8 protein-coding genes are annotated in these 12598 nt (G+C 74.8%); 1 reads left to right on the top strand and 7 read right to left on the bottom strand.

Annotated elements, in window-relative coordinates:
* Window positions 1–17: 17 nt before the first annotated feature.
* Window positions 18–1442 carry a tetratricopeptide repeat protein gene (locus ACN9MM_RS35260; protein WP_426367823.1) on the bottom strand — a complete coding sequence of 475 codons (1425 nt, stop codon included), beginning with the start codon at window positions 1440–1442 and terminating at the stop codon, window positions 18–20.
* Between the two features lie 256 nt (window positions 1443–1698).
* Between ACN9MM_RS35260 and ACN9MM_RS35255 the strand changes: the two genes are divergently transcribed.
* Window positions 1699–2562, top strand: a complete 864-nt coding sequence (locus tag ACN9MM_RS35255) for an SCO6745 family protein (RefSeq protein WP_426367822.1) — start codon at window positions 1699–1701, stop codon at window positions 2560–2562.
* 28 nt (window positions 2563–2590) lie between these two features.
* On the opposite strand, the gene ACN9MM_RS35250 is transcribed toward ACN9MM_RS35255, so the two are convergent.
* The 6 genes from ACN9MM_RS35250 to ACN9MM_RS35225 form a co-directional block, all read right to left on the bottom strand.
* Window positions 2591–3127: an NADPH-dependent FMN reductase gene (locus ACN9MM_RS35250; RefSeq protein WP_383664969.1), complete on the bottom strand. Its 537-nt coding sequence runs from the start codon at window positions 3125–3127 to the stop codon at window positions 2591–2593.
* Window positions 3124–3858: a 4'-phosphopantetheinyl transferase family protein gene (locus ACN9MM_RS35245; protein ID WP_426367821.1), complete on the bottom strand. Its 735-nt coding sequence runs from the start codon at window positions 3856–3858 to the stop codon at window positions 3124–3126. The genes ACN9MM_RS35250 and ACN9MM_RS35245 overlap by 4 nt, the downstream gene beginning before the upstream one ends.
* The gene (locus ACN9MM_RS35240; RefSeq protein WP_426367820.1) at window positions 3855–4679 is read right to left on the bottom strand and encodes a thioesterase II family protein; all 825 of its coding nucleotides are present in this window, start codon (window positions 4677–4679) and stop codon (window positions 3855–3857) included. The genes ACN9MM_RS35245 and ACN9MM_RS35240 overlap by 4 nt, the downstream gene beginning before the upstream one ends.
* An 8-nt stretch (window positions 4680–4687) precedes the next feature.
* Window positions 4688–5323: an NADPH-dependent FMN reductase gene (locus ACN9MM_RS35235; protein ID WP_426367819.1), complete on the bottom strand. Its 636-nt coding sequence runs from the start codon at window positions 5321–5323 to the stop codon at window positions 4688–4690.
* A 43-nt stretch (window positions 5324–5366) separates the two neighbouring features.
* Window positions 5367–6968 carry an MFS transporter gene (locus ACN9MM_RS35230; protein ID WP_426367818.1) on the bottom strand — a complete coding sequence of 534 codons (1602 nt, stop codon included), beginning with the start codon at window positions 6966–6968 and terminating at the stop codon, window positions 5367–5369.
* A 68-nt stretch (window positions 6969–7036) separates the two neighbouring features.
* Window positions 7037–12589 (bottom strand): SDR family NAD(P)-dependent oxidoreductase, encoded by a 5553-nt coding sequence (locus tag ACN9MM_RS35225; protein WP_426367817.1) that lies wholly within the window; start codon window positions 12587–12589, stop codon window positions 7037–7039.
* Between the last annotated feature and the right edge of the window lie 9 nt (window positions 12590–12598).

Below are 12598 nucleotides of genomic sequence, written 5' to 3'. Positions count from 1 at the left end.
ACGGGTCGGCGCGGCCCTCAGAACCGGTCGGACGCGAGGTCGCCGCTCCGGCCCAGCCGGCCCGCCCGGTCGCGGGCGGCGGCGGCCCGCGAGGCGTCACCCAGGGACTCCGCCAGGCGGGCCCTGCTCAGCCAGTTGTACGGACTGTCCGGGCGCAGCGCGGTCCGCTCGCTGATCAGCACCCGCGCCTCGTCGTGCCGCCCGGACCGCAGGGCCGCGTCCAGGAGCGTCTTCTGGAGCGCGTCACGCTGTGCGTGGCTTCCTCCGAACTCGTGCAGCCGTCGCCGCAGCGGCCACAGCAGCGCCAGGACGGTGGCGTGGTCTCCCGCGGCGTGGGCGACGAGCGCCTCGCACACGGGCAGGCCCACGTCCGCGGTCATCGCGTGGTTGGTGACCTCTCCCGCGCCCGGTTCCGTCAGCCAGCGCCGGCGGTCGGCGATCAGCCGACGCGCCTCGCCGATCCGGCCCGCGCCGACGTAGGCCATGACCGCGTGCACGTCGTTGAAGGCGTAGAACGGGGGATCGGCCCGTGCCGTCCAGGCGTCCGCGAGCGCCTCCCAGCGGCGGGCCTGGTCGGAGCGCGCGAGATGGAACCGCCACAGCATGGCCGCCGCGTCGAGGAGTTCCATCGCCACGCCCCTGGAGTCCTCGTTGTGCAGGGCGGTGTCGTAGATGCCGAGCGCCGTGTCGGTGCGGCCCGCCTCCAGGGCGTAGAGGGCGTAGTGCCACCAGGTGTGGACCGTCAGGAAGGTGCCGTCCGACCAGTCCTCGGCGCGCGCGTCGAGATAGGCGGTGCCGTCGGCGAAGCGGCCCTGCATCTCGTAGGTGTGGGCGACGGCGTGGATGGCCCACACGTCGTGGCGGTTCCGTTCGACGGCGGCCGCTCCCGTGTCCCGTGCGTGGGCGTAGTGCCCGGTCTCCTCGAGGCCGAACGCGTACATGCCCAGGAGCGGGCCCCGGTGGGGGTCGTCCTCGTCCCAGGCGGACAGGGCGCCGCCGATCCTGTCCCGCAGGCGCAGCGCGTCACCGGTGAGGAAGTCGAGCTGGTGCCCCACGAAGAGGGCGAGCGCGTCCCGCGGGTGGGCCACGGTCAGCTCCTCCAGGAGTGCGCTGCCCCGCCGCAGGTCGCCCGCGAGCAGGCTGTCGGCGGCAGCCGTGTGCAGCCGCTCCCTCAGGGGCAGACTTGTGAGGTCGAGGCCGGAGACGAAGCCGTCGAAGCGGCGCCGCGCCTCCGCGGCGGCCGTCGGCTCCGTGCCCAGGACGCCCAGATAGGCCGCGAACGCGTGCGCGACCGGCGCGGCGGGGGCGGCCGCGAGCAGGTCGTCGACGGCGCCGGCCACTTCGGGGCGGAAGAAGAGGAGTGCCTCCACCGCGCGGTCCAGGTGCGCGGCGGCCTCCGCCGTGCCGTTGTACACGTCGTGGCCGTACCGGTCGGTCGCCAACGCTGATCACCTCGTCATCAGAGCCACACCATCAGGGGGCGTCGCCATGGGGACGCCCCTCCCATGGAGCCAGGAACGGGCGCCCGGGCACAGTCCCTGAACAGGTGATCCGGAGGCGGCACGCGCGAGGAGCGCCACCGGCCGGGAGGTGACCGGGCACGGCCGGCGGTGGATCGACCACCGCGAGGGGCCCGAGGGCGCGGCGGGTCGGGCGTTCCGCCTCCCGTCCGGGGGTCCGGCCCGTAGCGTGGGTGCCATGACGGCGATAACCCCGCGCGAGGCCCGGCGCTGCTTCAACGCCCATCACCCCGTTCACGCGGCGTACTACTTCTGTCCCGAGCACGACGAGACCTACGCGGAACTCGGCCTGGAGGGCGGCCCCATGGCCTACCTGGCCGGGCGGGCCGCTCCGTTCGGGGCGGTCGGCCCGGGCGTGGTCACGGCGGCGTTCTACACCTTCCACCCGGACCTCGTCGCACGGCACCTTCCGCGCGCCTGGGAGGTCACGTCCCCGGCCGCCGTCCTGGAGGCCCGGCTGCGGATCACGGACGCGTATCTGACCCGGCTGTTGGGGCGGGAGGCGCTGGCCTCCCGGGAGATGGCGGAGGCCGCCGGGCTGGCTCTGCGCGCGGCCGAGGGATGCGGTCGGCCGGGCAGGACGCTGTACTCGGCCAACGCCGACCTGCCGGTGCCCGAGGCACCGCACCTGGCCCTGTGGCATGCCGCGACCCTGCTGCGGGAGCACCGCGGGGACGGGCATGTCATGGCGCTCTCCGAGGCCGGTCTCGACGGTCTCGAGGCCCTGGTGTCCCACACGGCCACGGGAACGAACTGGCGTCCCGCCCACCTGCGTTCCGCGCGGGGCTGGTCAACGGAGGAGTGGGCGGCGGCGAGGGACCGGCTGGTGGCGCGCGGGATCCTCGACGGCGACGGCGAGCTGACCGGCGAGGGGGCGGAGCTGCGCCGCGCCGTGGAGGCCGCCACCGACCGTCTGGACGTGGCGCCCTACGCGCGTCTGGGGGCGGAGGGCACCCGGCGGCTCACCGAACTGGCGGGTGCCTTCTCCAAGGTGGTGCTGGCGGGCGGCGGGCTGCCGCTCCAGGACATCGGCAAGCGCTGAGGGCCCGCCGACGCCCGGAGGACAGATCCTAGGCTCCCTGTTCCTTCGCGGCCCGGGCCATCGCCGCGAGCACGTCCTCCAGGGCTCGCAGCGTCTCCTCGTCCCTGACCCGGCCGTCGGCGACCTTGGCGCTCGCGAGCGCGATGGGGAGCGACTCGGGGAGGATCTGCGCGCCCATCACCTCCAGGGTCTCCTTGACCCAGGCCTGGGCCCGGTCGCCGCCGGTCATCGACGGTGAGGCGGTGACCACGGCGACCGGTTTGCCCACCAGTTCCCCGCCGCCGACCACCCACTCCAGGGCGTTCTTCAGCACCCCCGAGGTGCCGTGCGCGTACTCGGGGCTGGAGACGAGCACCGCGTCGGCGGACTCCAGCAGCGCGCGGAAGGCCAGGACCTCGGGCGGCGGGCACTCGGCCTCCACGTCCTGGTTGAAGAAGGGCAGGTCTCCCAGCCCCTCGTAGACCGTCATCGAGGTCGGCGGCAGACACAGTTCGGCTGCCGTCCGTACCACCGCGGTGTTCAGCGACTTGGCCCGCAGGCTTCCGGAGAAGGCGACGAATTTCAACTGTTTCCCTTCCTGCTTTCGGGGATTCCCCAGGTTCGTGTGCGGATCGACGACGGGCGGCCCGTTCCGGGGAGGGCGAGCGCCGCGGCGGCGCCGTCGCCGACGTCGACATCGGTCACCGTCCAGGAGTCCGGGCCCGCCCCCGCGGCGCACCGGACGCCGACGGTCCCGGCGCGGCCGGGGCTGACGTCGACGGTTCTCAGGTCCATGGCGATGCCGACGCCGACGGCCTTGGCGACCGCCTCCTTGCGGACCCAGGCGCGGTGGAAGGCCCGCAGCCGCTCCCCCGGCGGAAGGCCGAGCACGTACGCCGCCTCTGCCGGTGAGAGGCACTGTCCCGCCGTCGCCGGGACGTCGAGCGGTCGCACGGTCTCGACGTCCACCCCCACGGGCCCCGACAGGGCCACGGCCACCAGTGCGTGCCGTCCCGAGCGGGAGAAGCCGAAGGCCGGGGCCCCGGGGGGTTCGGCGACGCGCGGGGGTCCGTGGCGGTCGCTGCCGCACCCGGGGCAGCGCGCGCGTCCCCAGGTGATCGTGTCGGCGCCGACGTCCAGGTGCTCCGCGAGGACGCGGCGCAGGGCGGCCCGTCCGCCCACGAACGACGCCCGGTCCTCCGCCCGCCGGTAGCGGTCGGCCCTGGCGCGTTCGGCGTCGTCGAGCAGGGCGAGGTCGTCCTCGGTCGCGGTGGGCGGGAGCGACACCGTCCACACGTGGGCCTCGGGCGTCGTCACGGGCGGAGCTCCGGCGTGGTCCGGCGCGCCGCGGCCACCGCCGCGGTGATGCGCCGGGCGACCGGGCGGCGGTGCTCCGACAGGTAGAAGTGTCCGCCGTCGAACATGTTCACACCCAGGAAGCGTTCCGTCCGGCCCGCCCAGGCGGCCAGGCGCTCCCGCCCGACGACGGGGTCGTCGGCACCTCCGAAGGCGGAGACGGGGACGCGGAGCGGTTCGGCGTCCGGCGCCGGCCGCCAGGTGTCGACGAGGGCGAAGTCGTTGCGGAAGGTGGGGCCGAAGTAGCTCCAGGTCGCCTCCTCGTCCAGTACGGCGGAGGGTGTGCCGCCGACGGACCGGAGCCAGTCCCGCAGTTCGTCGTCGGTGAGCAGGTGGCGTGCCCTCGGCGTGGTGGTCGTGCCCCGGGCGGGCTGCGGCGCGGCACCGCACGCGGAGACGCCCAGCCAGACGGGCAGGGTGCGTCCCTCGGCCGCCAGACGCCGTGTCAGTTCGTACGCGACGAGGGAGCCCATGCTGTGCCCGAAGAAGGCGAAGGGGCGGTCCGTCCAGGGCTGGAGCTCCCTGGCGAAGTACGTCACCAGGGCGTCGGTGTTGTCGATCAGGGGGACGCCGCTCAGGCGCCCCCGGCCGGGGGCGTCGAGCACGCACACCTCCCAGTCGGACGGGAACTCGTGCTCCCAGTTCCGGTACAAGAGGTGCGAGCCGCCGGCGTGGTGGAAGAGGAACAGGCGCAGCGCGGCCCCCGGCACGGGCCGGGGGCAGGTCACGGCGCCGTGCGCCAGCGGACGCCGGGCCGGCAGCGCGGCCGTACGGGGCACCATGTGCGTCCTCACTTCCCCGCCGGGGACAGGGCCTCGGCTCCGGCGGCGTCCCGGGCCTCCGCCGCGAGGACGGCCATGCGGGCGAAGTCCACCACCTGCGTCGCCATGGCCTCCAGGCGGCTCCGGAGGTGCGGATCGGTGCACCGGCCGTCCGGCCCGAAGCCTGCCTCCGTGGTGTTCACCACGACGCCGAGGGGGGTGGGCCAGCCGCGCAGGGCGTGGGTGACGTCTCGGAGCGCGGCCAGCGTGGACACGCCCCCCTGCCAGCCCTGGGCGACGGCGAGGCTGCCGACGGCCCGCCCGCTGAAGTACGGGCGGGCGTCGTCGCGCAGTTCCTCGACGTGGTCGAGGGCGTTCTTCACGAGTCCCGAGATGCCCCCGTGGTAGGCCGGGCTCGCGAGGACGAGGCCGTCGGCGGCGGCTATCTCGGACACCAGTCGGAGCGCCCGCGCCGAGCGGAGCTCGGACGTGGGGTCGTAGAGCGGCATCACCAGCTCGGCGCCGCCGATCAGCGACACCTCCGCTCCTTGGCGCTCCGCCTCGGCGAGGACGGCGCGGAGGGCCCGTTCGGCTGTCGAGTCCGGCCGGGGCGAACCCCCGATTCCGACGACCTTCACGGTCTGCTGCACAGTGATTCGCCCCATTTTCTTTCGCCAGGCCTACGGGTGGGTGCTCGGGTCGCCGCGGTCAGGCGGCGGCCGTCTCGGGTGCGGCCGCCGCGGACTCGCTCCGCGCGCTCTCGTGCAGGTCGCGGCCGCGGATGAACACGAAGGCGATCGCCGCGCCCACGGCGGCGACCACGGCGCAGACGACCATGACGTCGGCGAGGGAGTCGACGAAGACGGTGCGGGCCGTCGCCGTCACCTGGTCGAGGACGGACGGGGAGACGGAGTCCGCGAGGCCGGAGGTGCCGCCGGTGGCGACCTGCTGTCCCACGGCCTCGGCCCGTCCGTCGAGCTCGGTGCCCGTGGCCGAGGCGGCGAAGGCGTCGACGACCTTGTGGTGGAAGAGCGCGCCGAAGGCGGCGACGCCGACGGCCACGCCGACCTGCTGGAAGGTCTCCCCCATGCCGGAGGCCATGCCGGCCTTCTCGGGCCGGACGACGCCGATGGTGACGGCGGCGCGCGGCGGGTTGAACAGGCCCATGCCGACGCCGGTGACGATCATGCTGGGCAGCATCGCCGTCCACGAGTCGTCCGGCCCGACGAGCACCATCAGGCCCATGCCGAGGGCGATGAGGCCGATGGACAGTCCGATCAGCAGGCCGGGCGCCACCTTGGCGAGCAGGCCCCCGGTGACGCCGGCGACGACGAAGAGCGTGAGCATCATCGGCATGAAGCGCAGTCCCGTCTCCCAGGGCGAGTACCCCAGGACGTTCTGCACGTACGAGATCTGCAGGAAGACGGCGGCGAGGCTGGTCGCGTTGGACAGCAGCGTGGCCAGGCAGACCCCGGTGAAGGTGGGCGTGCGCATCAGGGAGAGGTCGAACATGGCCCGTTCGCCGCGCACCTTCTCGATGACGACGAAGGCGGCGAGCAGGACGACACCACCGGCGAACGCCCCGACGATGGGGGCGCTGGTCCAGCCGGAGGCCTCGCCGCGCAGGAATCCGAGCACGAGCAGGCCGAGACCGAGGCCGAAGCTCAGCATGCCGGGCCAGTCGACACCGTGGGCGGCCGGTTCCCGTGACTCCCGCAGCCGCAGGGCGCCGACGATCAGGGCCGCGACGCCGATCGGCACGTTGATGAGGAAGATCCACCGCCAGCTGAGCGCGTCGGTGAGGAAGCCTCCGACGAGCGGCCCGAAGGCCAGGGCGAGGCCCGCGACTCCGCCGAAGACGCCGAACGCCTTCCCTCGGTCGGCGCCCCGGTACTCGTTGCCGATCAGGGCGGGTCCGACGGAGAAGAGCACCGCGGCGCCGACGCCCTGGACTCCGCGCGCGATGTTGAGCGAGAGGACGTCCTGGGCGAGGCCCGCGCCCAGCGAGGAGAGGGTGAACAGGACCAGGCCCGCGCCGAAGACCCGTTTGCGGCCCAGCCGGTCGGCGAGCGAGCCGCCGGTGAGGAGGAAGGCGGCCAGGGTCAGGGTGTACGAGTCGATCACCCACTGGAGGTCGGAGAAGTCCGCCCCGAGCGAGGTCCGCAGGTCCTGCAGTGCGACGTTGACCACGGTCACGTCGAGCATCAGCATGAACATCGCGACGGAGGCCAGCGCCAACGTCCATGTCCGGGCGCGGTCGGCCGGCGGCCCGTTCTCCGCCTGACTGCCGACGGCTGCTTCGGCTGACATCACGTTCTCCTCATTGCTCCGCGGCACCTCGGTGCCGCATTTGTCGGTCTCTTGCGAACTCACCGCGGTCACGCGGGCGTGTGGAGGGCTCCGGGCCCGGAGCGCCAGGTCCGTGTCCCCGGGTCGTACGCGCCCTTCTCCGCCCCCCGCAGGCCCGTCACCCGGACGAGGGCGCGGCCGTCCGGGGCGACCAGGGCGCAGTGCTCCTCGCCGGAGGAGGCGTCGGACCAGTGGCGGAGCACCAGTCCCTCCGGCCAACCGGCGGCCAGGTCCTCGTCGTTGGCCGGGGTGTACAGGTCGAGGGAGGCGAGCGCCGTGGGCACGATCACCGGCACGTCCCCCGGGCGGCGGCCGTCGAGTACGGAGGTGCGCAGCAGGCAGTCGAGGGCGACGCTCGGCAGGATGAAGCGGGAGAGCACGCTCCCGCCCGGCGGAAGGGAGAGCCGCAGTTCCGCGGATCCGCCGTCGGCCGCAAGGCGGGGGTGCCGCAAGGCACGGAAGACACCGCTCAGTTCGACCGGTGTGCCGGGGAGTTCGTACGTGTTGGGCGCGTCGGGTCCGCCGGGCGGGGCGGGCGGGCACAGGGGGCCCTCGGGCAGCGTCCGCGCCAGGTGCACCACCATGCGGGAGTGCTCGCGCTCGGGCACGGGCCCGGCCCCGGGCGACGTGATCCGCACGCGCACCCGGTCGCCGTCGCGTACGGCCGAGACGCGCAGGGTGCGCGGCCAGCGGTGCCGGGCGGCCCGGATGAACTGGGACAGGACGACATCGGTGACGCGCGCCGGGACGAGGCCGGGGGCCAGTTCGGCGGCGGCCTCGGCCGCCATTTCGAGGATGAACGTCCCGGGTACGGTCGGCCGGTCGTCGACCAGGTGGTCCAGGAGGTACGGGTGCTCGTCGAGGCCGACCTCGAACTCCCAGGTCGCCGACGTGCCGTCGCGGTGGGCCGGGCCCGTCAGGTAGGCCCGCCGGCCCACCGGTGCCGGGACGCTCCGCCGCTCCGGTGTGTGCGCGGCCTCCCGCTCGCAGGCCGCGCGGAAGCCGGGTGCCCTGCGCTGGAGGGTCGTCCAGTCCGCGTCGCCGATCCATGTGGTGGCGAGGCCGTGGCTGCCCCGGCCGCGGAGTTCGGCGCGGAAGAACTCCCGGCCCTGGGCATCGGTCATCTGGCCGATCTCGCCCTGCCGGGCCAGGAAGGCACCGCCGGGGGTGTCCGCCGACGCCATGCCGGACTCGACCCAGAGTCCGGAGACCAGGGCCACCTCGTCCGCGCCCTCGGTCGCCCGCGCGTGCGCGGCGGCGAGGAGCAGGAACTCGTTGGCCGCGCCGTAGTCGGGCTCTCCGCGCAGTCCGGTGAACGCGGAGACGGAGCTGACGCTGCACCACAGCGCGGGGTTCCGGCCCCGGAGCGCGGCCCGCAGATGCGCGTATCCGCGCACCTTCACGTCCCGTACGGTCCGGAAGTCGGCGAGCTTCTTGCGGGCGATGCCCGCGGAGCGGGCCAGGCCCGCTCCGTGCACCAGGACGTCCACCCGGCCCTCCGCGGCCAGGATCTCGTCGATCACGGTGCGCACGGCGTCCCCGTCGAGTACGTCGCACTGGCGGTAGTGGACCCGGCCGGCGCCGACGGAGCGTTCCAGCTCCTGGAGCGTGCCGGTGCGTTCGAGCTGCTGGACGGCCCGGTCGTAGCGCCGGCTCAGGGCGGCCGGGGTCTCGGAGGGGTACGCCGTCATCAGCTGCCGCAGGGCGTCGGCGCGCGGCAGCCGGGCCAGGGCGGTCGCGGCCGGGTCGGGCGCGGGGCCCGTGCCGAGCAGCCAGACGCCGCGCGGTGCCCGGTCGGCCACGAGTTCGTGGACCAGGTGGGCGGTGAGTCCGCGCGCGCCGCCGGTGGCCACGATCACCGGGTCCTGCGGCAGACCGAGGCCCGTGCCGTCGCCTTCGCCGTCGCGCGGTGCCTCGACGGGCAGCAGCATGAGTGCGTGCCGTACGCCGCCCCTGTCGTGGACGACCGGGATGTGGTGGTGCGCGGCCGATTCCTCGGCCAGTCGGGCCAGCCCGGCCCGCGCGTCCTCGGTGTCGGTGGCCAGTGCGTACACCAGGCAGCCGGGGAGCTCCTGGGACAGGCTGCGCACCAGTCCGCCGAAGAGGCCCACGGCCGGTACGGGGACGGCGCCGTCCGCGGCGTCCAGCGCGAGGACGGCGAGGCAGCCGCCGTCGTCGAGCGGCGCGGCGGCGTGCTTGGCCGCCAGGAACGCCAGGTCGTGGAGGGCGAGGACGCGCTCGGGCACGTCCCAGGCGGCCGCGCCGGCGCGCGATCCTGCGACGACGACGCGGATCTGACCGAACGGCCTGCCGTCCGCGGTCAGCAGCGCCTCCAGTTCCCCGGGCGCGTCGAGGCGGGTCACCGGGAACGGCAGGCTCGGGTCGGAGGTCCCTGTCCCGGGCGCGACGACCAGGCAGTCCGCCGGTATCCCGACGTCGCGCAGCGCGCTCGGGTCGTCGGTCAGCACCAGGCTTCCGGCGGGCAGCGCCGCCACGCCGGGACGGACGTCGCGCGCGGGCACGGGGCGCAGCACGAGCGCGTGCCGGGCGAGATGGCCGCTCAGGGATCCGGCGGACCGTGGGGTGGTGACATCGGCCACCGGCGTGGCGGCTTCGGCCACCGGCGTGGTGACGTCGGCCCGCGGCGTGGCGGCTTCGGCCACCGGCGTGGTGACGTCGGCCCGCGGCGTGGCGGCTTCGGCCACCGGCGTGGTGACGTCGGCCGGCGGCGTGGCGGCTTCGGCCACCGGCGTGGTGGCCGGCGTGGTCGCTTCGGCCTGCTCCCACGCGCCCTCGGCCGCCCCGTGCGGTGTGACCACGAGGGCGGGCGTGTGGGTGTCCTCCCGTGGCCGCACGACCGTGTGCCGCCCGGAGTGCAGGGCGTGCAGGAGGGCCACGGCGCCCTCGGCCCCGCGGTGGTTGCGTTCCCGTACGGGCTCGTCGTCGCCCGTCCCGGCGGGCGTGCCGTCCGTCGCGAGGTCCAGGCGGCCGAGGACCGTCATGCCGTGCTTCCGGGCGACGCTCAGCCGCGTCAGGACGAAACCGACGGCGGCCTCCGCGTTCTCCTTGCTTCCGTGGGTGGGAACGTGGTCCGTCGCGGCGTTGACGCCGATGACGACGGCGAGGTCCATCTCGCCGTCCCGGAGGTAGCGGACGGCGGTGGCCAGGGCCGAGTTGGTGGAGTCCCGGCCCGCGTCGAGGGTCATGTTCGGCCCGTGGAGGTCCAGCTGCTGCACCACGCGGGCCGCGATGACGTTGGGCATGAGGCCGGGGTAGGCGTCCTCGTTGACCGGGCGGGACATGGCGCGTATCGCGTCGTCCAGCGCCCGGGGCGGTACGCCGTCGGGTCCGGTCAGCCTGCGGAGCAGGTCCTCGCGGTAGCAGCGCAGGTCGGAGGCGAGGGCGGCCCGGGTGGGCCCGCTGTGGCCGACGAGCACACCGGTGCGCGCGGACAGTTCCGCGTCCTTCGCCCACGCCCCGGAGAGGCGGTCCGCGCAGCGCACGGCCATCAGCTGGCTGCGGTCCATGGCCGCGATCGCCGAGGGCGCGAGCCGGACCTCCACGGGGGACGGCAGCGGGTAGGCGTCGCCGAAGGAGGACGGCCAGTCGGCGGTGCCGCCCGACAGCCAGCGGGCGACGCGCTCCTCGTCCGGGTCGCCGGGGAAGTGCGTGCCCTCGGCCACCACGACGACCGGGTCGACCTCCGTCGGGCGGGTGGCGGTGGTCTCCGCGCGGGCCGGGGGCCGGTCCGTGAGGACGAGGTGGCCGTTGGTGCCGCCGAAGCCCATGGCCGACACCCCGACGGTGCGGCGGCCGGCCGAGGCGGCCCACGGGACGTCGTCGACCGGCACGCGCACGGCCGTCGTCACGCCCTCGGGCAGTTCGCCGAACTGCCGCTGGGCGGGAATGACTTCGTGGCGCATGGCGAGCAGGGCGTGGATGGCCGACACCGCTCCCGCCGCCCAGCCGGCGTGCCCGACGAGCGACTTGTTGGACGTCATCGTCCACGTCTTGTCCGGCCCCGCGCTCCGGGTGAGGGCGGTCATCTCGGTACGGTCGCCGGTCGGCGTACCGGTGGCGTGCGCGACGATCCAGTCCACGTCCTCGGGCGTGACCCCGGCGGAACGCCAGGCCCGGTCGAGGGCGATCGTCTGGCCCGCGGCGTTGGGGGCGTAGATCGCCTTGCCGCGCCCGTCGGACGATCCGCCGAAGCCGGCGACGAAGCCGAGGACGGGGTCGCCGTCGGCGATCGCCCGCGCGTACGTCTTCAGGGCGAGCACGGCGGCGCCGTCGCTGAACAGCACGCCGTCGGCGTCCCGGTCCAGGGAGCGCACCCGTCCGGACCTGGACAGTCCGCGGAGCTTGGAGAACAGCACCAGGTTCTGGGCGCTGAGCGCGAAGGCCCCGCCGCACAGGGCCACGTCCGCCTCGCCCGCGAGGAGCGCCCGGACACCGAGGTCGACGGTGTACAGGGAGGAGGAACAGGCGGTGTCGACCACGACGATCTCCGCCGACCCGGGAAGATCGGGGGCGGCCATCCGGGCGATCCGGTAGGGCAGGACGTCCTCCGGGGAGTCGGAGGCGAGCGGGTAGAGCGTTCGGAAGGTGTCCGGCAGTTCCTCCCCCGCTTCGGCGAGGATCCCGCGCACACCGGCCGTGACGAGGCTGTGCTCCAGGTGGTGGCTGCCGTCGGGGGTGAGGCCGACCGCGAACAGCTGGCGGTCATCCGGCCGGACGGTGACCTTCTCGGTGGCGCCGAGCAGCGAGTGCCGCAGCCACAGCGCCGTGTACTCCTCGCTGTCGAAGGCCCCGGACGCGAGTTCGTCCCGCAGGCGCGGGTGCGGTTCGAATCCGGTCATGAAGCCCGAGACGCGCGAGTAGGTCTTGTCCTCGGCGGTGGCGTCGGCGGACCAGAGGGCGTCGAGGTCGAGCCGGTCCCCCGGTTCTCCGAAGACCGGCTCGCCGTTCTTCAGGAGCTCCCAGAACTGCTCGGGCGAACTCGCCCCGGGGAGGGCGAGCCCCATGCCCACGACGACGACGGCGTCGTCGGCCGGCGGGGTCGGAGCCGGGGCCGGTGCGCCGCCGAAGACGAGGGTCCTGCCGTCGACGGATGACGCGTCCTCGGACACCAGGAACCCGACGAGCTGCGCGAGGGCCCCGGCCGCGGACCGCTCGGCCTCCTCCCGTACGAGGACGGCGTTGACCCGCACCCCGTCCGGTGTCCCGGCGGCGGTGTCGCGCACGAGCTCGGCCACCGCCTCCTGGGCCGGCGGGGCCGTGACCACGTGCACGATCGCACCGTTCGCGTGCGGCGTCAGGAGGGTGAGGGCCCCGGCCGTCGCCGTACGGGCGTCACGCGGGCCCGGCTCGCCGGTCACGAGGTTCACGAGCGCGTCCACGCGGCCGGGGCGGTCCGGGTGGCCGCCGGCCGGGCCCGTCGCGGCCCTGATCCCGGGCGCGTCGTACGCGTCGCAGGTCACGACGTGTGCGCCGAGCCGCGTGAGCCGCTCGGTGAGGGGCGCGCCGAGCGACCGGCCTGCGCCGGTGACCAGGACGGTGCGGCCGGAGAGGTCGAGGGACATGCTGGCTCC

Origin of the sequence: Streptomyces sp. E-08, from assembly GCF_049913095.1 — a bacterium.
Classification (GTDB): Bacteria; Actinomycetota; Actinomycetes; order Streptomycetales; family Streptomycetaceae; genus Streptomyces.
This window is presented reverse-complemented; position numbering and strand designations above follow the sequence as displayed.

Bases quoted from the DNA above. Each gene is read 5' to 3' on its own strand.
- ACN9MM_RS35255 (WP_426367822.1), top strand. From the start codon at position 1,699: ATGACGGCGATAACCCCGCGCGAGGCCCGGCGCTGCTTCAACGCCCAT.
- ACN9MM_RS35240 (WP_426367820.1), bottom strand. From the start codon at position 4,679: ATGGTGCCCCGTACGGCCGCGCTGCCGGCCCGGCGTCCGCTGGCGCAC.
- ACN9MM_RS35235 (WP_426367819.1), bottom strand. From the start codon at position 5,323: ATGGGGCGAATCACTGTGCAGCAGACCGTGAAGGTCGTCGGAATCGGG.
- ACN9MM_RS35230 (WP_426367818.1), bottom strand. From the start codon at position 6,968: ATGTCAGCCGAAGCAGCCGTCGGCAGTCAGGCGGAGAACGGGCCGCCG.
- ACN9MM_RS35225 (WP_426367817.1), bottom strand. From the start codon at position 12,589: ATGTCCCTCGACCTCTCCGGCCGCACCGTCCTGGTCACCGGCGCAGGC.